19 protein-coding genes are annotated in these 22,805 nt (G+C 35.6%); 7 read left to right on the top strand and 12 right to left on the bottom strand.

What is annotated here, in order from left to right; translation table 11 throughout:
• Positions 1–69: 69 nt before the first annotated feature.
• The 4 genes from I3217_RS03590 (at position 70) to I3217_RS03575 (ending at position 4,237) form a co-directional block, all read left to right on the top strand.
• The gene (locus tag I3217_RS03590) at positions 70–1,404 is read left to right on the top strand and encodes a 2TM domain-containing protein (RefSeq protein WP_435048363.1); all 1,335 of its coding nucleotides are present in this window, start codon (positions 70–72) and stop codon (positions 1,402–1,404) included.
• Positions 1,404–1,718 (top strand): 2TM domain-containing protein, encoded by a 315-nt coding sequence (locus I3217_RS03585; protein WP_435048362.1) that lies wholly within the window; start codon positions 1,404–1,406, stop codon positions 1,716–1,718. Before I3217_RS03590 ends, I3217_RS03585 begins: the two co-directional genes overlap by 1 nt.
• A 44-nt stretch (positions 1,719–1,762) precedes the next feature.
• Entirely contained in the window at positions 1,763–2,518 is a 756-nt protein-coding gene (locus tag I3217_RS03580) for a LytR/AlgR family response regulator transcription factor (protein ID WP_435048361.1), read from the top strand.
• 108 nt (positions 2,519–2,626) lie between these two features.
• Positions 2,627–4,237: a lipocalin-like domain-containing protein gene (locus I3217_RS03575; protein ID WP_435048360.1), complete on the top strand. Its 1,611-nt coding sequence runs from the start codon at positions 2,627–2,629 to the stop codon at positions 4,235–4,237.
• Positions 4,238–4,249: 12 nt separating this feature from the next.
• On the opposite strand, the gene I3217_RS03570 is transcribed toward I3217_RS03575, so the two are convergent.
• From I3217_RS03570 to I3217_RS03525, 10 genes are all read right to left on the bottom strand, one after another.
• Entirely contained in the window at positions 4,250–5,422 is a 1,173-nt protein-coding gene (locus tag I3217_RS03570) for an LETM1-related biofilm-associated protein (protein WP_435048359.1), read from the bottom strand.
• 132 nt (positions 5,423–5,554) lie between these two features.
• Entirely contained in the window at positions 5,555–6,139 is a 585-nt protein-coding gene (locus tag I3217_RS03565) for a superoxide dismutase family protein (RefSeq protein WP_435048358.1), read from the bottom strand.
• Between the two features lie 366 nt (positions 6,140–6,505).
• Positions 6,506–7,210 (bottom strand): sulfite exporter TauE/SafE family protein, encoded by a 705-nt coding sequence (locus I3217_RS03560; RefSeq protein WP_435048357.1) that lies wholly within the window; start codon positions 7,208–7,210, stop codon positions 6,506–6,508.
• Between the two features lies 1 nt (position 7,211).
• Positions 7,212–7,658: a FixH family protein gene (locus I3217_RS03555; protein WP_435048356.1), complete on the bottom strand. Its 447-nt coding sequence runs from the start codon at positions 7,656–7,658 to the stop codon at positions 7,212–7,214.
• Between the two features lie 13 nt (positions 7,659–7,671).
• Positions 7,672–9,096, bottom strand: a complete 1,425-nt coding sequence (gene ccoG, locus I3217_RS03550; protein WP_435048355.1) for a cytochrome c oxidase accessory protein CcoG — start codon at positions 9,094–9,096, stop codon at positions 7,672–7,674.
• A 44-nt stretch (positions 9,097–9,140) separates the two neighbouring features.
• On the bottom strand, positions 9,141–10,040 hold the full coding sequence (locus tag I3217_RS03545) for a cbb3-type cytochrome c oxidase N-terminal domain-containing protein (protein ID WP_435048354.1): 900 nt from the start codon (positions 10,038–10,040) through the stop codon (positions 9,141–9,143).
• A complete protein-coding gene (locus I3217_RS03540) occupies positions 10,037–10,237 on the bottom strand; it encodes a CcoQ/FixQ family Cbb3-type cytochrome c oxidase assembly chaperone (RefSeq protein ID WP_435048353.1) in 201 nt (66 codons plus the stop codon). The genes I3217_RS03545 and I3217_RS03540 overlap by 4 nt, the downstream gene beginning before the upstream one ends.
• 15 nt (positions 10,238–10,252) lie before the next feature.
• Positions 10,253–12,442, bottom strand: a complete 2,190-nt coding sequence (gene ccoN / locus I3217_RS03535; protein WP_435048352.1) for a cytochrome-c oxidase, cbb3-type subunit I — start codon at positions 12,440–12,442, stop codon at positions 10,253–10,255.
• Between the two features lie 28 nt (positions 12,443–12,470).
• Positions 12,471–12,641 carry a cbb3-type cytochrome oxidase assembly protein CcoS gene (gene ccoS / locus I3217_RS03530; RefSeq protein ID WP_435048351.1) on the bottom strand — a complete coding sequence of 57 codons (171 nt, stop codon included), beginning with the start codon at positions 12,639–12,641 and terminating at the stop codon, positions 12,471–12,473.
• A 76-nt stretch (positions 12,642–12,717) separates the two neighbouring features.
• Positions 12,718–15,093, bottom strand: coding sequence for a heavy metal translocating P-type ATPase (locus tag I3217_RS03525; RefSeq protein WP_435048350.1), 2,376 nt, complete (start codon positions 15,091–15,093; stop codon positions 12,718–12,720).
• A gap of 105 nt (positions 15,094–15,198) precedes the next feature.
• Here I3217_RS03525 and I3217_RS03520 point away from each other — a divergent pair, with 105 nt between their 5' ends.
• The 3 genes from I3217_RS03520 to I3217_RS03510 all read left to right on the top strand — a co-directional run bounded on the left by I3217_RS03520 (position 15,199) and on the right by I3217_RS03510 (position 18,598).
• On the top strand, positions 15,199–15,879 hold the full coding sequence (locus I3217_RS03520) for a Crp/Fnr family transcriptional regulator (RefSeq protein ID WP_435048349.1): 681 nt from the start codon (positions 15,199–15,201) through the stop codon (positions 15,877–15,879).
• A 126-nt stretch (positions 15,880–16,005) separates the two neighbouring features.
• A complete protein-coding gene (locus I3217_RS03515; RefSeq protein WP_435048348.1) occupies positions 16,006–17,130 on the top strand; it encodes a vWA domain-containing protein in 1,125 nt (374 codons plus the stop codon).
• A 1-nt stretch (position 17,131) separates the two neighbouring features.
• The gene (locus I3217_RS03510) at positions 17,132–18,598 is read left to right on the top strand and encodes a magnesium chelatase (protein WP_435048347.1); all 1,467 of its coding nucleotides are present in this window, start codon (positions 17,132–17,134) and stop codon (positions 18,596–18,598) included.
• Between the two features lie 60 nt (positions 18,599–18,658).
• Here I3217_RS03510 and I3217_RS03505 read toward each other — a convergent pair whose 3' ends face one another.
• Positions 18,659–20,302, bottom strand: coding sequence for a M1 family metallopeptidase (locus tag I3217_RS03505; RefSeq protein WP_435048346.1), 1,644 nt, complete (start codon positions 20,300–20,302; stop codon positions 18,659–18,661).
• Positions 20,303–20,523: 221 nt separating this feature from the next.
• Positions 20,524–22,734 (bottom strand): bifunctional alpha,alpha-trehalose-phosphate synthase (UDP-forming)/trehalose-phosphatase, encoded by a 2,211-nt coding sequence (locus I3217_RS03500; protein WP_435048345.1) that lies wholly within the window; start codon positions 22,732–22,734, stop codon positions 20,524–20,526.
• Positions 22,735–22,805: the final 71 nt, after the last annotated feature.

Genomic DNA, 22,805 nt, shown 5'->3' with positions numbered 1-22,805 from the left:
CTACATTTAAACAATAATTATTTTTAATGCTTTAAGAAAAGCAACAAGCAACTGGGTTAAAATTAAAAAATGACAAAATCAGTTAAAAATATTGTAATCACTTTTGGTATAGGTACAGTAATTTATTTGTTAGGAAACGTTTTGCTTAACGGATTTAATTACGAATCTGTAGATGATTTTGTTATAGATTTTTTGTTTTATCAGTTGTATGCTTTTGTGCTAGGGTTTGGTAACCTTATGTTTTTTAATTTTTTAGCGAAGCGCAACTGGAAAAAGAACGAAAGAGGCTTACGAATTATTTTAGGGTTTGTCGGGGCTTCAATACTAACTCTAATCGGGTTATTTATTTTACATGCTATTACAGCTATACTGTATCAAGGCCATAGTTTTAAGGAGTTCTTAAGTAATGAAAGCTGGTCTAATTATATTTTTGGGTTTTGGGTTACCCTGACTATTGTAATCATTTTTCATGTTATTTATTTCTATAATGCTTATCAGCAGAAAAAATTAAAGGAACAGAAGGTTATAGCAGGAACTGCAAGTGCCCAATTTGAAAGTCTTAAAAATCAGATAGATCCTCATTTTTTATTTAACAGTTTAAATGTATTAACTGCTTTAATTGAAGAAAATCCTGAAAATGCACAACGTTTTACCGTGTCTTTATCTAAAATTTATCGCTACGTGTTAGAGCAACGCGATAAAGAGTTGGTCACAGTAGAGGAAGAACTGAATTTTGCCAGGACCTATTTAAATTTGCTTAAAATGCGTTTTGAAAATAGTATAATATGTGTTTTACCTGAACAGTTTGAAAATCCTGAAGCAAAAGTAGTTCCGTTATCCTTGCAATTGTTGCTGGAAAATACGATAAAACATAATACTGTAAGCGAGAAAAAACCATTGGAAATAACTATTAGTATAGAAGATAATTATCTGGTAGTAAAGAATAACCTTCAAAAGAAAGAGGTAATAAAAACAAGGCAGGGTGTAGGCCTTCAAAATATAGTTAACCGCTACGCCATTTTAACCAAAAGACGGGTATTGGTGGAGGAAACCTCCAGTTATTTTAGTGTAAAAATACCTGTATTAACAAAACAATTAGGAATTATGGAAACAATTAAATACGAAAGTGACGAACAAAAGGCCTATTACAGAGCGAAAAAACGTGTAGAAGAATTAAAGGGGTTTTATGGAAATATAGTGTCTTACTGCGTTATTATCCCGTTTTTAATTTTTATAAACTATAAAACCTTCTGGGGGTTCCAGTGGTTCTGGTTCCCGATGTTAGGTTGGGGAATGGGTATAATTATTCATGCATTTACCGTATTTGGATATGGTAAGTCCTGGGAGGAACGTAAAATTCAGGAAATTTTAGAAAAGGAAAAACAACAAAAACACTGGAACTAATGGAAAATTCAATTTTTGAACAGGAACGTTACGAAAGAGCTAAAAGACGGGTGGCGAGAATTAGAAGGTTTTATATACATGCTATGGTTTATGTTGTGGTAAATGTTTTAATAGCGATATTAAACATGCAAAATTTGCAGATAGGAGAGACGTATTTTGTATGGGATAATTTGGGAACTCCAATATTCTGGGGGATTGGACTACTTGCTCATGGTTTATCGGTGTTTTTACCTTCCATAATTATTGGGAAGGATTGGGAGGAACGAAAAATTAAAGAGTTATTAGATGAAGATAAACCAAAGAAATGGGAATAGGAATCGATAAACCTGTTGAATTATTTAAAGTATAAAATAACGATATGCATGCTATAATTATTGAAGATGAAAAGCCATCGGCCAGACGGTTACAACGTATGTTGCTCCAGATTGGAGTAGAGGTAGAAGTGTTGCTACATTCGGTCGAAGAATCTATTGAATGGTTCCAAACTCATGACCATCCAGAACTTATTTTTCTGGATATTCAGCTGAGTGACGGCCTGTCTTTTGAAATTTTTGAAGCAATTGAAATAAAATCGGCTGTAATTTTTACAACAGCTTTCGATGAATATGCGCTTAAAGCTTTTAAATTGAATAGTATAGATTATTTGTTGAAACCTATAGATGAAGAGGATTTACACGACGCTGTTAAAAAATTCAAAATGCGAATTCCGCAGCGGCGGCAAGTGTTAGTGGATTTTAATGAGATTAAAAATCTTTTGATAAATCCGTTGGAGCGCAGTTATAAAAAGCGATTTTCAGTACAGGTGGGACAGCATTTAAAATTGATAAATAGCGATGACGTGGAGTGTTTTTACAGTGAGAATAAAGGAACTTATCTGTATACACAAAACGGTCGGAATTATTTGTTGAATTCCACTTTAGATCAATTGGAACAGGAAGTAGAACCAAACAAATTTTTTAGAGTTAGTAGAAAATTTATAGTTAATATTGAGGCTATTAAGGATATGCTTAGTTATACCAATTCGCGTTTAGAAATAAAATTGAATTCATTTAAAGGGGATGCCGTAATCGTGTCGCGCGAACGGGTAAAACAATTTAGGGCGTGGTTAGAGTAATTTTTAGCGTAACACCTTTACACTTAGGCTATAAAAAAGTGATTTTGAAGATTTTATTTTAAAGCTGAAAATAATTAATATACATTAGGTATATAAATAACTTTCGCTATGAAAATCAACTTAACCACCTTAATTTTAGCTTGTTTTGTATTTAATTTTACATTTGCTCAAGATTGGAAATCCTATCCATATACTCCGGAGGGTAGTGTCGTTTCTTTTCCTCAGGACGAAGGGCATCATGCCAATGAACCGGTAGAATGGTGGTATACCACCGGTGAAATAAAGGGAGAAACAAGCGGGAAAACCTTTACCTACATGCTAACTTATTTTTCGTATGCGTATCAGGGTTTCGATGGTTTTAGAATCTTGAATATTACAGATCAAAGTACAGGGACATTTTACAGAGACACCAAAGCTTTGAATTACGAAACATTGTCTACTTCAGATTTAAATATCGTTGCTAATGTGTTTACTGGATCTAAAGAATCCTGGACGACTAAAATCGACTCAGAGGACAATAAAATTCCATTTGAATATACAATAAGTGCTACAGCTCCGGCGTGTACTTTAAATTTAGATTATAAAACCACTAAGCGCCCTTTATTATTGGGTGATACCGGATATTTAAATCAGGGAAGTGAGAATTATTCATACTACTATTCTCAAACAGGAAATACGGTTTCTGGAAGCATAACGTTTAACGGAACAACTGAAAATATTACGGGAACGGCCTGGATAGACAGGCAATACGGTAGTTTTAATCCTTATATAGGAGAAAAATACGAGTGGTTTAGTATACAACTTTCTAACGGCATGGATATAAATGCTTATAATATTTTTACTCCGGAATTTGAGATACCGGATAATTTAAATTATAAAGTGTTTTCTGCTTATGTTGACGAGGCAACTCAATATACTACTGCCGATTTTATTTTAGAGCGACTGGAGTTTGATTGGACTAATGATAACGTGAATTGTTATTCCAGTAAATGGCGTTTAACTTCAGAAAAAAATAAAGTGGATCTTACTATCACAAGACGTAATAATACGACAGAAGTGATGTTACCATTTCGGTTTTATGAAGGAGCAACAACAATTGTAGGAACGGTAAATGGGGTAGAAGTAACAGGTCATGGATTTGCAGAGTTAGTACATACATACAGTCATCCGGAACTTAGTTTTAGTGAATTTGAAGCAAATGTTTTTAATGCTGCTAATCCAATTTCATGGACCTTAAATAATCCTGATGCCGGAAGTCCTATGTATTACGATCTATTATACAGTACAGATGGAACTACTTTTAACAGTTTGGTATCCGATGTATCAGATTTAAGTTATACCTGGAGCGCTCCTGAATTGGATAACGGTGATACTGCGTGGTTTAAAGTAATAGCGCATTCCATAGATGATGTTTTAATAAGTGAAACGATTACCGAAGCACTAACGTTTCAGACTTTAAGTGTTGAATCTTCGGTTTTAAATGATATTTCATTATTTCCTAACCCTGTGAAATCCAGTTTGTATTTAAAATTGCCTAAAGGTGTTTCACTTGTTAATTATAAAATAATAGATATTAGTGGCAGGTTAGTAAGTCATGTAAATGTATTAGGTTCAGAAACCTTGTTGACTATAAATACGAAAAATTTAAAATCTGGATTTTACTATTTGCTTTGTGAAAGTATATCTACTCAAAAAAGCTTTAAGTTTATAAAAGAGTAAGGAAGAGTACTCTTAATCTTCTAACCTATTATCATCGAATGCAGATGGTAATAACTTAGGAATAAATTTAATGACTATGGGGAGCAAAATAGCACCGCCTGGAAGTAAAAAAATGGCCAGACTCGGTATGGTTTTAAAAATATCGAGTAGTAAATGATTTAATTTTTTATGTTCTTCATCACTTAATTCCCGTATTGTCGACTGTGACAGTAAGATTAAAAGATCTCTACTGCCTTTAATTTCTACAATGAGTCTTTTTTTGTTTCTGGTAATCAATTTGGTTACTACCAGGCTGGAACGGTTGTAGAAGCTTTTTACCACATTTTTAGAACTTAAAAGAGGTATTTCATTTCTATGGGTGTTAAAAAAAGTATTTATAGCAGAAAATGACTCGTTTTGTTGGTCTTTTTCAATATTTAGCTGAGTACTTAATTCATTTAAAAAATGCGCTTCATTTGGCTCCAGAATACTGTCGCTCCAGGTTGCCATACAGGCAATATCATAATAGTATATGGGGTGATTAACATTATTTGCTATGACAATGGCTTCGGAGTACGTTAAATGTTCTTTTTTGCGATATCGCAGAGAAGATTCAAACAAATCTATTAAGCTGTTATCGTATTTGCTTTTATGAGATTTTAAACCTAAAGCTTCTAAAACTATGGTTATGATGGAAGCTTCAAGAGATTCTAAATACGAAGAGCCAATCGCTTTGTTTTTTAAATAGTATTTATAAGCTATAACATCTAAGTATAAAAGTACATTGGTAATGTAATGGTTAAAAGGTTTAGTTATGATATTATCGTCTATTTGAACACGCTTATGCATTATTTTCTCAACCAGAGGTTCAGATGCTTCCCGGCCAAGAACATCCTCTAAAAATGTAGATTTATATTGGTTAATCGCCGAATAAAAAGATACGATACTTTCAAATAAAGGAAGGTCGGTTTGGCTTATTCTGTGTGTGTGAATAAAAGCGATACAGAGGTTGATTTTACATAATTCTTCTTCTGTAAAATCGGGGTTTATAATGTAATTATTAACGACTTGTGTGTTGTATCCGTAAATAAAGCCCGATTCGCGAAAAGCGGTGTAAAATGCTTCGTCTGAAGGGTGATCTATTAATGCTTTTGAACTTAATTCCTTAAGTAGCTTTTTAATCCATCCACTGGCAGAAGGGTTCATTGGTTTTGGTTTAGGTCCTCACAAAGGTAAATTATATATTTAAAACTGAAATGCAAATTTTCTTTTTGGTGTTAACACAAAAAAAGCTGTAATTAAACAATTACAGCTTTTTTATAAGTCAATATGAATATGTTATTCTATAATTCCACCACAACTCACACGTCCTCCAGCATCTCCTGTAGGTTGTGTAATAAAGTCGTCAGTACCCTGATGTACTATTATGGCTTTTCCTAAGATGTTTTTATTCTCATCACCACAACTGATACACCATTCGTCAGTGGAAAATGTAATGGTTCCGTTTCCGTTTTCATCAGCAGTAAAGTTACCTATATCTCCTTTGTGGTATCCGGCAGCAGCTCCCCATTTTCCATGTGGTTGTCCTTGAGGATTCCAGTGTCCACCAGTCGATTTTCCATCTGGAGAAGAACAGTCTGCTTTTTCATGTAAATGTATGGCATGGATGCCTGGCTCTAATCCACCTAAAACAGCAACCATGGTCACAGTACCATTTTCTTCTGTAAATACAGCATTTCCGGAAACGCCACTTTCACTTTTTTGTTCCAGAACAACTTTTACTTTTTTAGGCGTAACTTCCATCTCCTTTTCTGGAGCTACCGGTGTAGCTACTTCTATATCTTTAGATTCTTTTTTATCAGATTTACATCCTGTGGCTAAAGCAAGAGCTAAAGCTGCTAAAACTAGAGTTCCTTTTTTCATTTTGATTGTTTTAAAATTACAATGAATTCGAAATTACAGATAATTTCTACAAATTCAAATTTAATAGGTAGCTAATTCAAATTGGAAAAGATGTGGATGTTATGTAAAGGTCTGAAAAATTGAGGTCTAAAGTAGTAGATTTTAAATTCCGTTTTTTGTTTTATTTAACAAATTCTGTTAAATAAAAACTAAAGTGCAGCTTTAGGAGTCAATAATTGATTTTATCCTGATAAATTTACGATAGAAATAAGAGGTTATTTCTGGTTAAGGTTCTATTATTAGTAAGAAATAATAGTTTTTATAAATTTGTTAGTTAATTTTTAGTTTGAAAAAGGAATTGATTGTAAATAAATCAATTCCTTTTTTTTATTTCATACATTCCATGTGGCTATTTGCAGTACCTGAATTTATTTCTGGAGATAAATAAGGAATTCCTAAGCCTAAACCGCGAATGATAAATAAAACACCAATTAAAATTACAAATACGGGTATTAGTTTTTGAATGCGTTTTTTAGCCAGAGCATTTAGCATATTACCAAGATAAACGGCACTCGTCATCAAAGGGATGGTACCTAAGCCGAACAGGAACATATATAAACTACCTGAATACGGATCGGCCGTTGCAATAGAGGATAAAACGGCCATATAGACTAAACCACAAGGTAAAAAGCCGTTAAGAAACCCAATAGTTAAAAAGGTGTCAGCTGTTTTTTTCTGTAAAGCTTTTCCTATGGATTGCTTCACTTTTGAAATGACTTTATAGAGTGGTTTTGAAAAATTATACTTGTTAAATGTATTGTAGGGCAGGAGTACAATAACAATTAAAGCTATTCCTATAATTATAGAAAGCTTTTGTTGTAAGCCAAAAATGTATAGCCCTTTACCTAAAAATCCGAAAATCAATCCTATAATACTATAGGATAGTAGTCTGCCAAAGTGATAAATAAAAATCTGCGATACTTTTTTAAAAGTATTATTTCTGTCTACAGGTAGCATAAAGGCTATAGGGCCACACATGCCTACGCAATGAAAGCTTCCAAGTAAACCGAATAATAAAGCAGAATAGAGCATATTAATACACAATAAGTTGTTTGTAAAGGTAGTTTGTGTTTTTATAATTCCAGTCTACCTTTAAATTCCATCGTCCTTCCACTAACCGTTCTTTAGGTATAAGAAAGCTATGGTCTTTAATTTGTAGCGGTAAATTAAAATCCAGGGCTTTGTTCGAAGGACGATACATAGAGATTGTTCCCGATACATCGTTATCTGACATCTGAGCAGGAAATTTTAATAAGACCCCATCTGAATTATGTACGTAAGTAATGTCTTCAACCAGGCTTCTTGAGTTTTTTTCTTTATTGATGTCGTTCTGAAAATTTAATTCCTGTTTATAATAATCTTCCACAACCAGATCGTGGTCGTATTTATCATCCGTAATCATAGTAATTACAAAATACATGATGAAAGTGATAAAGCAAGCAAATGCAATTACAATACCTGTTCCCCAATTAATTTTCATAAGAAATATGTGTTTAATTATAGCTTCTTGGACCTAAAAATCGTACAGAAGTCGTTTCTATTAGTTTATCCTGACTGTATACTTCTAGAGTCAGTTTGTTTTTGTCACCTTTTAAATCAGATTGCTTTATTTCTATAAATAAGGTGCCTTCTGCCAAACCTTGTCCCGGAACTAAAATAGTATTAGATGTGGATACCAGTTTAATTTCACCCGGATAATTTTTTAATTTAAAACTAACATCTTCTATGTCGTTGTTAGTTTTGTTTATCAGCTTATAGGTGAATACATTGCTGATGATGTTATTGTCTTTGTGCTCATATAACTGTCCGGGTAATCTTAAAACTGTTGCTTCAAGAGCGTTTCTGTTAAATAACATACCACCCCAGACGGCTATTAATATAACCAATACTGCAGTATAGGCTTTAAGACGTGTGTTAAACTGAAATTTTTCTTTTTTCTCTATTTCATTTTCACTGGCATATCGAATCAGACCTTTAGGAAGATTAACACTTTCCATTATAGAATCACAGGCATCGATACAGGCAGTGCAATTAACGCATTCCAATTGTGTGCCGTTTCTTATATCTATACCTGTAGGACAAACGTGAACACACTGTAAACAATCTATACAATCGCCATGACCTAATGCCTGACGGTCTTCATTTTTTCTGATTTTTTTTCTTCCGTTTTCACCTTCGCCTCTTTTGTGGTCGTAGGCTACTATAATGGATTTATTGTCCAGTAAAACACCTTGTAGTCTGCCGTAAGGACAGGCAATAATACAAACTTGCTCTCTAAACCAGGCAAAAATAAAGTAGAATACCGCAGTAAAAATTAAAAGCGGAATTAAAGTGCTTAAGTGCGCTAAAGGCCCTTCTTTTATTAATGTAAGTACCTCATCGCCACCTATAAGATAAGCCAGAAATACATTTGCGATTACAAATGAAACCAGTAAAAATAAAAACCACTTTAAAAGTCGTTTTCTTATTTTTTCTGTATTCCAGGCTTGTTTGTCGAGTCGCATTTGTTTCCCGCGATCCCCGTCTATCCAGTATTCAATTCGTCGGAAAACCATTTCCATAAAAATGGTTTGCGGGCATATCCATCCACAAAAAATGCGACCATAAGCCACTGTGAAAATGGTTATAAATACAATACCTATAATTAAGGAAATTACAAAAAGTTTAAAATCCTGCGGCCAGAAAGGAAAACCAAAAATATTAAAACGGCGCTCCAGTACATTGAACATTAAAAACTGATTGCCGTTTATTTTTATAAAAGGCGATACAATTAAAAAGAGCAATAAAAAGTAACTAACCAGCTTACGTTTATCGTAGTACTTTCCACTGGGTTTTTTGGGATAAACCCAAGCCCGTTTTCCATCTTCGGTTATAGTTCCAATAGAATCTCTGAATACTTCGTTTTCTGGAGTTTCCATAATGGTGTCGGGCTTTGAATTATTTTGTATTATATGAATTGTTATTATTCTTCGGCTTGATCCATTTCCGGAGTCCAGATAATATCGCCTTCCGGTTCTTTAGGTTTTGCCGGACTTGTACCTTGCAGACTTAAAACATAACTGGCAACCTGAGCAATTTCAGCTGGTTTTAAGCTTTGTTTCCAGGCAATCATACCTTTTCCGGATCGACCTCCTTCGCTAATGGTGTGAAACACATTTTTTATTCCACCACCTAAAATCCAATGGTCATCCGTTAGGTTAGGGCCAATACCACCGCCACCATCCTGCATGTGACAGGCTACACAGTTGGTCATAAAAGTTGCTTTACCTGCATTTAAATCGGAAGCATCAGTAAGTAGGGTTACTGTATTGACATCAACCAGATCTTTGGCCGTTTTTTTGTATGCTTCTATGGCAATCTTGGCTTCAGCCAATTCGGTTTCATATTCATCAACCTGAGAGGCACCATTAAAAACTTCAAATCGTAATAAATAGACAGCAGAAAATACGATAGAGATATAAAAGGCATATAACCACCATGGCGGAAGGGAATTGTCTAATTCGCGAATACCATCGTAATTATGGTCTAATATAATTTCGTGTTCCTCGGCTATTGGTTTTTGCCCCAGTAGTTTGGTATATGTACGCTTTATCCAAGAGATAAACTTAGGTGTTTTATGTTTATCGGCCAGATATCTGGCTTTGGCTTCGGCATCTAAACTTTGAAAAAGGATATTATCTAGAGCAGAAACAATACCTTCTATGGCAATAATAATTACTAATACCAGTAATAAAAACAAGATTACGGCTGGATATTTTACAAACGCGGGCTGATCTCCCGAGTCCACAAAATATTCAACAAGGCCAGCGATAATAAGGAATAAAACCGGTACTCTTATAAAGGATGGTATGTAATGTCTCATAATTTGGTTTCGTTTTGGTGGTTGTCGTTTTCGTTGTCAAATGGAATATGGCTTACAGTATCGATATAATCTTTTTTAGCGGTAAATACCCACCAAAATAAAATCATGAAAAAGGAAAAGAAGATTAAAAGGGATATAATTGGGTAAATTTCAATCCCTGAAATACTATCCATATAATGTTTTGCAAAATTCAACATGATTAATAGGTTTTATTAGTCTTCTGTTACTTTTATATCGGTTCCTAAACGCTGTAAATAGGCGATAAGAGCTACAATTTCGCGGTTTCTCATTTCTACAAAATTACTTCCGCTTTCAGCTGCAGCTTTTTTGTCATTTTCATAAGTTTCTGCGAAATCCGGATCGCTATACAGATTTTTTTCGATAGCAGTTCCCTGATCTATCATACTTTGCTGTGCATTGGTAATATCATCATCGCTGTATGGCACGCCTAACGATACCATGGCTTCCATTTTTGCTTCTGTATCCGATTTATCCAATTCGTTACGGATAATCCATTGATAGGCCGGCATAATAGAACCACTGGATGTACTTTGTGGATCGTACATATGATTTAAATGCCAGTTATCTGAATATTTGCCGCCTACGCGGTGTAAATCTGGTCCTGTACGCTTACTTCCCCAAAGGAATGGATGATCGTAAACATATTCTCCTGCTTTAGAGTATTCACCTCCACTAGGATCGTAACGTTCTACTTCACTTCTGAATGGTCGTATCATTTGAGAGTGACAGCTCACACAGCCTTCACGAATGTAAATATCGCGACCTTCGAGTTCTAGTGGTGTATAAGGTTTTACACTGCTAATTGTCGGGATATTCGATTTTACCATTATGGTTGGCACAATTTGAATAATACCTCCAATTAAAATGGCGATAGTAGCCAAAATGGTTAACTGAATTGGTCGGCGCTCTAACCAAGTGTGAAAGCCTTCTCCGGCTATACGTTTGTTAGTTACACGTTCCAGAGCAGGAGCTTCTGCCAATTCGTCTGTAACAGCTGTTCCGTTTTTAACAGTAACATAGATATTGTAAACCAGAACGAGTATCCCCACTAAGTATAAGGTACCACCAACAGCACGCATAGCATACATTGGTATAATTTCAGTTACGGTTTCCAAAAAGTTTCCGTAAACTAAAGTGCCGTCAGGGTTAAATTGTTTCCACATACTGGCTTGTAAGAATCCGGCAACGTACATTGGTAAAGCGTACATGATAATTCCCAGGGTTCCAATCCAGAAGTGAACATTAGCTAGTTTTATAGAGTGTAATTTGGTTTTAAATAATTTAGGAACCAGCCAGTATACCATACCGAAGGTAAAGAAACCGTTCCAGGCTAAGGCTCCAACGTGAACGTGAGCAATAATCCAGTCTGTAAAGTGAGCAATGGCATTTACGTTTTTAAGCGATAACATCGGGCCTTCAAAAGTAGCCATACCATAACCGGTAATAGCCACGACCATAAATTTTAAAACAGGATCTGTACGTACTTTGTCCCAGGCACCTCTTAAGGTTAGTAAACCATTAATCATTCCACCCCAGGATGGCATAATAAGCATTACCGAGAAAGCTACTCCTAAGTTTTGTGCCCATTCCGGTAAAGCTGTATATAACAAGTGGTGTGGACCTGCCCAGATATAAATAAAAATTAAGGACCAGAAGTGTACTATAGAAAGTTTATAAGAATAGACAGGACGATTGGCCGCTTTAGGGACAAAATAATACATTAAACCTAAAAACGGTGTAGTTAAGAAAAATGCCACGGCATTATGTCCATACCACCACTGAACTAAAGCGTCCTGTACCCCGGCGTAAACCGAATAACTTTTTAATCCGCTTACAGGAAGTTCTAAACTGTTAAAAATGTGTAATACAGCTACGGTTACAAAGGTTGCGAGATAAAACCAGATCGCCACGTACAGGTGACGTTGTCTGCGTTTTAATATGGTAGCGATTAAGTTCCATCCAAAAACAACCCAAACAGCAGCAATAGCAATATCTATTGGCCATTCTAATTCGGCATATTCTTTAGATGAGGTAAAACCTAAAGGTAACGTTATCGCTGCAGCGACAATAATAAGTTGCCACCCCCAGAAATTTATGTTACTTAACAGATCGCTTGCCATTCTGGCTTTTAAAAGACGCTGCGATGAGTAATATACGCCGGCAAAAATGGCGTTACCCACAAAGGCAAAGATTACAGCATTAGTATGCAAGGGTCTTAAACGCCCGAAACTCAACCATGAAATACCATCAGTCAGGTTAGGAAATAAAAAGAAAAACGCAAGGAGCAAACCTACAGCCATTCCAATTACACCCCAGAAGATAGTAGCATAAATGAATTTTTTAACGATCTTATTATCGTAATAAAATTGTTGTACTTCCATAATTTAAATTTGATTAGTCATTTTTGGTTTATAAAGGTTCGTTTTTGGTGTCTTTTACCAGTTCATCATCAAACAGCATTCTTACCGACGGCGTGTAACTGTCGTCAAATTGGCCCCGTTTTACGGCAAAAATAAAAGCTATAAAGAAAATTATAGCTACTATAATGCTGACTGCTAGTAATATATATATGACACTCATGTAAGATTATTTCGGTTTAAAATTAATATGCCAATCAGCCTAAAAAAATGACAATTGTCAGGTTTAAAAATTTCAATTAATTTAATTTTCTTCCTATTAAATTCGTGGCAACAGTTGTAAAAACGACTATACTTATAGAACTAAGCGGCATTAAAATGGCAGCCACTACTGGAGCAAGTTGTCCGGTTACCGCAAAATATAAGCCAACACAATTGTATATTAAAGATAATAAAAAACTCCATTTAATAACCTTAATGGATGATTTTGATGCTTTTATGAAGGAATTTAGTTTCTCAAATACAGTAGCGTCAAGTATACCGTCGCAGGCAGGAGAGAAAATATTTATGTTTTCCGAAATTGCTATACCAACATTACTTTGTGCCAGAGCACCGGAATCGTTAAGGCCGTCTCCAACCATAAGGACTTTAGCGCCTTCAGACTGATGGTATTTTATGTACTCCAGTTTATCTTCTGGTTTCTGATTAAAGAGGAGCTTCGTTTTGGTTGGTAACAGCTTTTTCAGATTTTCCTGTTCACCTTCATTATCGCCCGAAAGAATAACCAGATCATAGGCTGTTTTTAGTGCATTAAACAATTTTGATAAGCCCGGTCTGTAACTGTTGTAAAAGGTATATTTACCTTTATATATATTGTTAGTGCTAATATGTACGCTGGTATTGAGTGTTTTCTTAAGTTCGGTTTGTCCTACAAATCCGGCTGAACCGATTTTTATATCCCGATTTTTAATTTTACCGTAGATGCCTTTGCCTATATGTTCTTCAAAGGAATCCAGAGTATATATATCGTTCGATTTTAATAAGTTGTACAGGGTACGACTCAAAGGGTGATTGGAACCTCGTAAGGTGTTTTTTAATAAATCGGCTTCTTCGTTGTTCAGAGGTATACCATCGTAAGTAGCCGTACTTTTCTGATTTGCAGTTATAGTACCCGTTTTGTCGAATATTATAGTGTTTATTGTAGCTAATTGTTCTATAACACTGGCATTTTTTAAATATAATTTATGTTTCCCAAATAGCCGTAACATATTACCATAAGTAAATGGAGCAGCCAGAGCCAGAGCGCAGGGACACGCAATGATAAGTACAGCTGTAAAAACATTCATAGCTTTAGAAGCATCAAAATACAACCAGAACACAGTAGACAAAAAAGCTATAGTTAAAATTGAAAAGGTAAAATGTTTGCTTACCGTGTTTGTAATGTTGGTAAAGCCATCTTCCTTATTTTTATTAAAAATATCATGACTCCATAATTGGGTTAAATAGCTTTGCTTAACTTCTTTTAACGCTTCAATTTCTATGCTTCCAGACAGTTGCTTGCCTCCGGCGAATAATTTATCACCAGATTGCTTGGTAATTCGTTCCGATTCCCCAGTAACAAAACTATAATCAATCGAGCCATGTCCTTTTATTAGAATACAATCTACAGGAATAAGTTCTTCGTTTCTTATAAGCAAACGGTCACCGGCTTTAATATCGTAAACCTGAATGGGGGTTTCAGTGTTTTCAGAGTTAATTTTGGTAACTGCAATCGGGAAATACGATTTATAGTCACGTTCGAAGGATAAAAAGGAATAGGTTTTTTGCTGAAAAAATTTACCGAGAAGTAAAAAGAAAACAAGTCCGGTTAGACTATCGAAAAATCCGGAACCTAGGTCGAAAATAATTTCAATAGTACTTCTTAAAAATAAAACAGCAATACCTATGGCTATAGGCACATCTATATTGAGTATGCCGCCTCGTAAGCCTTTAAACGCCGAGGTAAAATAATCGCGTCCGGCATAGAATACCACGGGAAGCGAAAAACTAAACATTAACCACCTAAATAACGGTTTATAATGATCTAACCAATATTCGTTAACATCAAAATATTCCGGGAAGGATAAAAACATAACATTGCCAAAAGCAAAACCCGCTATACCCAGTTTGTATATTATCGAACGGTTAATATGTTTTTTTTCGCCATTAAAATCGTTTAGGCTTATATAGGGCTCGTAACCTATGGAACTTAAAAGTAAAACAATGTCTTTTAAGGTAATGGCATGAGAATTGTATGTTATCCTAAGGGTCTTTTTGTTGAAATTGACCTGAGAACTGGTGATGTTTTTATTTAATTTATAAAGGTTTTCTAATATCCAGATACAGGAACTGCAGTGAATATGCGGAATATAAAGTGTTGTAATTTGTGTGCCTTCGTCGTTAAACTCCAGAAGTTTATTTAAAATATGGCTTTGAGTTAAGTAATCGTATTTACCTTCAATATCCTTCGGAATGGCACCTGGTGATTGTTGTAAATCGTAATAGGCGGTTAAATTGCTGTCTGAAAATATTTCGTATACGGTCTTACAACCCGTACAACAAAATAATTTTTCGTCGCAGGTAATTGTAACGTCCTCGCAGTCATTTCCGCAGTGAAAGCACGTATTTTGGTTCATTAATTGATGGAGTTATGGAGTTCAAATATTTAAAATACGGTACATTAAAAATATGATATTTATCACCTTTTAAGTAAATTTACACCCCTTAAATTAAAAAATAATATGGCTGGCAACTGCGAACAATGTATAGTGAGAAAAATTAATGCTTTACAAATGCTTAAAGGTAAGGAGCTTAAAGCAATATCAGATTGTAAAGTGTTTCAAGAAGTGAAAAGAGGCGAGGTTATATTTAATGAAGGCGATTTGTTAAATGGCGTGTATTGTGTGCGCTCCGGTATTTGTAAACTGACAAAACTAAGTGAAAAAGGAAAAGAGCAGGTTGTAAAACTTGTAGTAAAAGGGGAACTTCTGGGACAACGTTCTGTTATAATTAATCAGTCAGCTAATTTAAGTGCTACGGCTTTAAACGATATGGAAGTTTGTTTTATTCCTAAAACAGAGGTTATGGATGTGTTGAGAAAGAACAACGATTTTTCTTTCGATGTTTTACAGCGTATGGCTAGCGACCTTAAAGAAGCCGAAACAGGGATCATTAATATGGCTCAAAAATCGGTAAGACATCGCTTGGCCGAACTTATACTGTATTTGTATAATGAATTTAATGTCGACGAAAAAGGACATTTAAATGTAACGCTTTCCAGAGACGATTTTGCGAGTATAGTAGGTACGGCAACAGAATCTATCATCAGAACTATTTCTCAGTTTAAAAAGGAAGGATTAATTAGTACTAAAGGGAAACATATTAAAATTGAAGACTATCGCGGTCTTGAAAACGTAGAATAGATACAAGACATTTATTGTGAGAAGCGGATTTATTAGTGATAATAAGTCCGCTTTTTGTTTTCACTAGTATTAATAAAATGTAAAAAGTCTGAGCGTTCCCTTATAAATTAGTAAATTTATAAGGCTATGAAACATTCAGATTACAAAAAAGGTTTTGTTTTTAAAAGGTTCGAGGCTCCTGAGCAGTCGCCGTTCGAAAAGCTATTTGAAATTTTTAAAGAGCTTATAACACACACTTCGGGCGATTTTGATGAAGCGATAAGCTGGTTGCGAGAACTCGATAAAGAATACAGTTTAACCAACGCCGAATACACTATAGATGATTTTATAGAAGACTTAAAGAAAAAAGGGTTTATAAAAGAAGAGATAGATGGAGATGGGAAAGGGGGGACTGTGATTACCGGTAAAACCGAACGCGCCATAAGGCAACAGGCGTTAAAGCATATTTTCGGACAGTTAAAGCGAAGTGGAGCAGGGAACCACAGAAGCAAACAAATAGGTGTAGGCGATGAGCATACTGGTGAATTCAGGAACTATCAGTTTGGAGATGCTTTAGATAAGGTGTCTGTTACAGAAAGTTTAAAAAACGCTCAGATACATCATGGTATAGGTAATTTTAATCTTACAGAAGATGATTTAGTGGTGGAGGAGACGCTGCACAAATCTCAAATGAGTACCGTACTTATGATTGATATTAGCCACAGTATGATTTTGTATGGAGAAGACCGTATTACCCCTGCCAAGAAAGTGGCCATGGCTTTGGCCGAGTTAATAACAACACGTTATCCAAAGGATACTCTCGATATTATAGTGTTTGGAAACGATGCCTGGCGCATAGAAATAAAGGATTTGCCCTATCTAAAAGTAGGACCTTATCATACCAATACCGTTGCGGGCTTACAATTGGCTATGGATATTTTAAGGCGTAAACGCCATACGAATAAACAAATTTTTATGATTACCGATGGAAAGCCGAGTTGTTTGCGCATGCCGGATGGCCAGTATTATAAAAACAGTATGGGATTGGATGACTATATTGTGAATAAATGCTACGATACCGCACAACAAGCCAGGCGACTCCATATTCCTATAACCACATTTATGATTGCAAAGGATCCTTATTTGATGCGATTTGTTCAGGAATTTACGCATGCCAATAAAGGAAAAGCCTTTTATACCGGGTTAAAAGGATTGGGAGAAATGATTTTTGAAGATTACGAAACAAACAGAAAAAAGCGCATTAGAGGATAGTATGAGTATACCAAAGATTTCCACGTTTGGAGAATTAAAAGCAGCCGGTTATAAAAGTAAATCCATTAAGGATGAACTTCGGGATAATTTAATAGAAAAATTAAAACATCAGGAGGTTACGTTTCAAGGCGTTCATGGCTACGAAAACACCGTAATACCAGAATTGGAACGCGCAATTCTATCCAAACATAACATTAATTTATTAGGACTTAGAGGACAGGCAAAAACACGTTTGGCCAGATTAATGGTTAATTTGCTGGACGATTATATTCCTGTGGTCGAAGGTTCAGAGATAAACGACGATCCTTTTCTCCCAATTTCCCGCTATGCTAAAGAATTAATAAGTGTAAAAGGAGACGATACGCCAATTAGCTGGTTAGCCAAAGAAGATCGTTTTTCTGAAAAATTAGCCACTCCCGATGTAACGGTAGCAGACATTATTGGAGATGTGGATCCTATTAAAGCAGCAAATCTAAAATTAAGTTATGCAGACGATCGGGTGATTCATTACGGAATGATACCAAGAGCCAACCGGTGTATTTTTGTTATTAATGAATTACCTGATTTACAGGCCAGAATTCAGGTGGCATTGTTTAATATACTTCAGGAGGGAGATATTCAGATTCGCGGTTTTAAATTGCGGTTGCCTTTAGATATTCAGTTTGTGTTTACTGCAAATCCGGAAGATTACACTAACAGAGGTAGTATCGTTACTCCTTTAAAAGACAGGATAGGCTCACAGATTATTACCCATTATCCAATAGATCTGGAAACCGCGAAGCGTATTACAGCACAGGAAGCAAAGTTAAGCTCGGTACAATCTGATTTAGTGCAGATTCCTGATTTAGCGAAAGATATTTTGGAACAAATTGTATTTGAAGCCAGGGATAATCCGTATATCGATGCCAAGAGTGGAGTAAGTGCCCGATTAAGTATTACAGCTTTAGAAAACCTGGTTAGTACAGCAGAACGTCGTGTTCTACTTTCGGGAGATAAAAAAACTCAGGTGAGGTTGAGTGACTTTCTTGGGATTATACCAGCAATTACTGGAAAGGTGGAATTGGTGTACGAAGGGGAACAGGAAGGTGCCTCTGTAGTCGCTTTTAATTTGATAGGTGATGCCATTCAGGAACTATTCCCATTGTATTTTCCGAAAATTGAAAAATTGGAAAAGCAAAATGAAGAAACGCCATATGATGCCATTGTATCCTGGTTTTTTAATTCTAAAGAAGGTTTTGAATTACTGGACGATTTAAATGAAACCGATTATAGAAAAGCTTTAGAACAGATAGAACCATTAACAGAGCTGATTGAAAAATACCAGCCAAAATTATCTAAAGCGGAACAGTATTTTGTAAAGGAATTTGTGCTTTGGGGGCTGGTGCAGTTTAAAAAACTTAATAAATACAGATATACCGAAGGCATTCAGTTTAAAGACCCTTACGGAAGTTATATTAGCGGACTTTAAGAGTTTCTGCTTTAAGAGAAGCAAAATAAAAAGCCATCTAAATTTAGATGGCTTTCGTTTTTATAATTGTTTAGAGTAAACGTAAAAATCAGGATCTACTGTCAGCTCCTCAGTTTTAACTTTTAGTGATTTCCATTTGACATTCGGGTAAATCCATTGATTTTTACCATCCAGATCGACTTGAACCGGCATATCGAAACCTTCTACTATATTCGTCCAGCGGTATTTAAGTTTATTGTTTTCAAATTTGTATTCCAATGTAGGTATGCGAATATCTCTTAAATACTGATTGAAAAATTCGGTTAAATCTATACCCGTTTCCTGACTTAAATAGGCTTCAATTTGTTGTGTTGTTACCGTTTGGTGATAAAATGTTTCATTTAAACCTCTTAAAATCTGGCGCCATTTTTCATCGTCTTCAACTAACTGGCGTAAGGTATGCAGCATGTTTCCGCCCTTAGGATACATGTCTCCAGAGCCTTCATGATTTACGTCGTACACACCAATAATCGGACGATCGTTTTTAATGTCTTTTCGAGTTCCAATAACATATTCGGCTCCGGCTTGTTTTCCGTAGTAATATTCAACGAACAAATTCTCAGAGTAATTGGTGAAGCTTTCATGAATCCACATATCTGCAATGTCCTTGTAGGTAATGTTGTTGGCAAACCATTCGTGACCTGCTTCATGAATGATTATAAAATCGAATTTCAGTCCCCATCCGGTTCCCGATAAATCCCGACCTAAATAACCATTTTCAAATTTATTTCCATAGGTTACCGAACTTTGGTGCTCCATGCCAAGATATGGGACTTCTACCAGTTTAAAACCATCTTCGTAAAATGGGTACGGGCCAAACCAATGCTCGAAGGCTTTCATCATTCTTGGAGCATCTTTAAACTGTTTTTTCGCTTTGTCAAGATTGTCTTTCAATACATAATAATTCATATCTAAAGGACCTTTCTCTCCAGGAAATACTTCCGAAAAGTGTACATAGTCTCCAATATTAATGTTTACACCATAGTTGTTTATAGGGTTTTTAACCGACCAGGTGTAAGTTTTACGTCCGTCTTCCAGAGTTGTCGTATTAGTAAGGCGACCATTAGAAACATCCATTAAACCTTTAGGTGCTGTAATGCTTATATCCATGCTGTCCACCTCATCGTACATATGGTCTTTACAGGGCCACCATACACTGGCACCTAAACCCTGACAGGATGTTGCTATAAAATCGTTGCCGTTATCATCTTTTTTCCAGGAAAAACCACCATCCCATGGAGCTCTAACGGCTTCTTTTGGCTGGCCTTCGTAAAATACTGTAATGGAATTTGTAGCACCTTTTGTTTGAGGTTTTTCTAAAGACACGAAATGTGCATTGCCTTGATGGTTAACCTCTAGTTCTTTTCCATCTTGAGTTACCTTTGTTATTTTTAAAGGAGGCTGTAAATCGATTTGAAGAATTTTTGAAGGTTCCAAAACCTGATATTGAATGTCGTTTTTACCGGAAATAAATTTATTCTCCGGGTCAACCTCAACTTTTAAATGGTAATACGTTAAATCCCACCAGGAGCGTTCCGGCGTAATACTACCTCTTAAAGTATCCTGATGTGTAAAATGGGTTTCTTGTTTAAATAAACCGTCTTGAGCAAATCCGTTGAAGCTGAGAAACAAAAATGCAGCACCGGTTATAAAGCGAAATTTCATAGCAATCTGTTAAGTAGGGTTTCTAATATTAGTTTTTAGTTAAATTAAAAATAATGCAATTCCTTGCAGTAATTCTTTGGAATAACTCGGCTAATAAAAGGATTTTTTTCTTTTTTGTGTTTTAAAATGATTAGAACTTTATTTTTTTATGATTTTGTTAGGAAATCTATTCAGCCCGTATCTGCTTCATTAATTACACAATTATTTTGAACGTCCTGAAATTAATTATTTGCAAAATAATTTAACAGTTCACGAACTTCCAGAGTGTCTTTAACATGATAACGGGCGCTGGTTTTTTTAAACCCTACTTTCACAGTATAGGCTTCTTCCGGTAACTCTTCGAACATGTATTCGTCTGTCCAGTCATCACCTATGGCAAAAATAAAATCGAAATGGTCTCTGGTTAAAAGGCGAGAGGCGGCTCGTCCCTTATTAACGTTACTGCTTTTAATTTCGGTAACTTTATTGCCCTTAAGTACGGATAAATCGTTATTAGAGATTAAACTGGTTAACACTGTATTTAACTCAGTTGATCTTTTTTGTCCCAGTTCAGGATCTGTTTTTCTATAGTGCCACGCTAAGGAATAGCGTTTTTTCTCGATAAAAGTTCCAGGCGTACTATCAACAAAAGTTTCCAGTATAGGCAAGATATTTTCCATCCAGTCGTTTTTCAAATGTTCCAGCATTTCCCAATCTTCATTTTCCTGTTTTAACCACACACCATGATCTGTAACTAAAGTATATGGTTTATCAGCAAACCAGTCTTCAAAAGTTTCTCTGTCGCGTCCACTAATAATTACGAGGGTCACGTCGTCTTTGGCATGTATGGCGTCCAGAAGTTTCAATAGTTCCTCATCTGGTTTGCAATCTTTCGGATTGTCTTTAAAACCAACAAGAGTGCCGTCGAAATCGAGTAATAATAATTTGGATTTTGCAGTTGAAAAGGCTGTACTAATTTCCTGTTTTAGCTCAACGTTCAGGCGTTTGGAGACTTCAATATCATCCAGGTTTTTGGTGGTTTCCAGAGCTTTTAAAAATTCTTCAGCCCATTTTTCAACACTATAACGCTGTAATCGGTTCTGTAGGAATTTAATGCGGTTTTGTTGTTCATCAACCGGCATTTCCAGAGCCTGTTTAATAGTATCGGCTATTTGCTCGAAATTGTTAGGGTTAATTAGCAGAGCTTCATTCATTTCGTTTTTTGCTCCGGCCATTTCACTTAAAATTAAAACACCATCCTGGTTTATTCGTGTGGCGATATATTCTTTGGCTACAAGATTCATACCATCTCTGATAGGGGTTATAAGGGCAATATCAGAAGAGGTGTATAGGTCAATCAGATTTTCGAATGGCATGGAACGGTAAAAATACCAGATAGGTGTCCAGCTTACTGTGGCAAATTCACCATTAATCCGACCTACAAGCTCGTCGGTTTCGCGTTTTAATTTCTGGTATTGGGGTACATTAGACCGGGAAGGGACAGCCAATAAAATAAGACGTACTTTTTCTTTGTATTCCGGGTATTTGTTTAAAAAATACTCAAAAGCACGCAGGCGTTTTGGAATACCTTTGGTGTAGTCTAAGCGATCTATAGATAAAATCATTTTATCTCCTAAAGAGGTATTTATATGGTCGTCTAATCGGCGTTGTAATTCCGATTTTTCTTTTTCTTTCTGGTTATTATTGGCAACGGCGGCATTGTAAAATTTCTGGTAGTCGATACCCATTGGGAACGAATCCACCTTTACAATACGTTCGTCGAACAGGATATCGTTAAATTTAACATCTAATCTTAAAATGCGTTTTACCGAACTTAAAAAATGACGTTCGTAATCATAGGTGTGGAACCCAATGAGGTCGGCACCCAGCATACCTTCAAGCAGGGCTTCACGCCAGGGAAATGTTCTGAAAATTTCGAAAGACGGAAATGGAATATGTAAAAAGAATCCGATAGAAATATTAGGTTTTCTATCACGGATTAGTTTAGGAAGTAACAGCAACTGATAATCGTGTACCCAAACGGTATCGCCGTCGTTTACCTGCTCTAAAACAACATCGGCAAATTTTTGATTTACGGCCTTATACGATTCCCATTCCGAGCGTTCGAAAGTGGTGTATTCCATAAAATAATGAAAAAGGGGCCATAAGGTTTTATTGCTGAATCCTAAATAAAAATTATCTACATCTTCTTTAGTAAGCGGGACAGTTACACATTTTTCTTTAGTAACTGCAGTGGAGACTTCTTTACGTAATTCGGGGGTTAACTGGTCTTCAGTTAATCCGGACCATCCTACCCAGATGCCGTTTCCTTCGGCGTGTACAGATTTCATTCCGGTGGCTAAACCACCGACACTGGGCTTTATTTCCAGTTCAGAATCTTCTAATTTCACCTGTAACGGAAGTCGGTTGGAAACAATAATTGTTTTATTCATTAAGTTGGGTTTTGATTAGCAATAAGTTTTTCGTTAATTTAAATAAATTTAAGGTTCTAACCATGTAAAAA

The organism is Formosa sp. S-31 (genome assembly GCF_051172795.1).
Lineage (GTDB): Bacteria > Bacteroidota > Bacteroidia > Flavobacteriales > Flavobacteriaceae > Formosa.
Note: the sequence above shows the minus strand (reverse complement) of the source record. Positions and strands in the feature narration are given on the sequence as shown.

Bases quoted from the DNA above. Each gene is read 5' to 3' on its own strand.
- I3217_RS03590 (WP_435048363.1), top strand. From the start codon at position 70: ATGACAAAATCAGTTAAAAATATTGTAATCACTTTTGGTATAGGTACA.
- I3217_RS03585 (WP_435048362.1), top strand. From the start codon at position 1,404: ATGGAAAATTCAATTTTTGAACAGGAACGTTACGAAAGAGCTAAAAGA.
- I3217_RS03580 (WP_435048361.1), top strand. From the start codon at position 1,763: ATGCATGCTATAATTATTGAAGATGAAAAGCCATCGGCCAGACGGTTA.
- I3217_RS03575 (WP_435048360.1), top strand. From the start codon at position 2,627: ATGAAAATCAACTTAACCACCTTAATTTTAGCTTGTTTTGTATTTAAT.
- I3217_RS03570 (WP_435048359.1), bottom strand. From the start codon at position 5,422: ATGAACCCTTCTGCCAGTGGATGGATTAAAAAGCTACTTAAGGAATTA.
- I3217_RS03565 (WP_435048358.1), bottom strand. From the start codon at position 6,139: ATGAAAAAAGGAACTCTAGTTTTAGCAGCTTTAGCTCTTGCTTTAGCC.
- I3217_RS03560 (WP_435048357.1), bottom strand. From the start codon at position 7,210: ATGCTCTATTCTGCTTTATTATTCGGTTTACTTGGAAGCTTTCATTGC.
- I3217_RS03555 (WP_435048356.1), bottom strand. From the start codon at position 7,658: ATGAAAATTAATTGGGGAACAGGTATTGTAATTGCATTTGCTTGCTTT.
- ccoG (WP_435048355.1), bottom strand. From the start codon at position 9,096: ATGGAAACTCCAGAAAACGAAGTATTCAGAGATTCTATTGGAACTATA.
- I3217_RS03545 (WP_435048354.1), bottom strand. From the start codon at position 10,040: ATGAGACATTACATACCATCCTTTATAAGAGTACCGGTTTTATTCCTT.
- I3217_RS03540 (WP_435048353.1), bottom strand. From the start codon at position 10,237: ATGTTGAATTTTGCAAAACATTATATGGATAGTATTTCAGGGATTGAA.
- ccoN (WP_435048352.1), bottom strand. From the start codon at position 12,442: ATGGAAGTACAACAATTTTATTACGATAATAAGATCGTTAAAAAATTC.
- ccoS (WP_435048351.1), bottom strand. From the start codon at position 12,641: ATGAGTGTCATATATATATTACTAGCAGTCAGCATTATAGTAGCTATA.
- I3217_RS03525 (WP_435048350.1), bottom strand. From the start codon at position 15,093: ATGAACCAAAATACGTGCTTTCACTGCGGAAATGACTGCGAGGACGTT.
- I3217_RS03520 (WP_435048349.1), top strand. From the start codon at position 15,199: ATGGCTGGCAACTGCGAACAATGTATAGTGAGAAAAATTAATGCTTTA.
- I3217_RS03515 (WP_435048348.1), top strand. From the start codon at position 16,006: ATGAAACATTCAGATTACAAAAAAGGTTTTGTTTTTAAAAGGTTCGAG.
- I3217_RS03510 (WP_435048347.1), top strand. From the start codon at position 17,132: ATGAGTATACCAAAGATTTCCACGTTTGGAGAATTAAAAGCAGCCGGT.
- I3217_RS03505 (WP_435048346.1), bottom strand. From the start codon at position 20,302: ATGAAATTTCGCTTTATAACCGGTGCTGCATTTTTGTTTCTCAGCTTC.
- I3217_RS03500 (WP_435048345.1), bottom strand. From the start codon at position 22,734: ATGAATAAAACAATTATTGTTTCCAACCGACTTCCGTTACAGGTGAAA.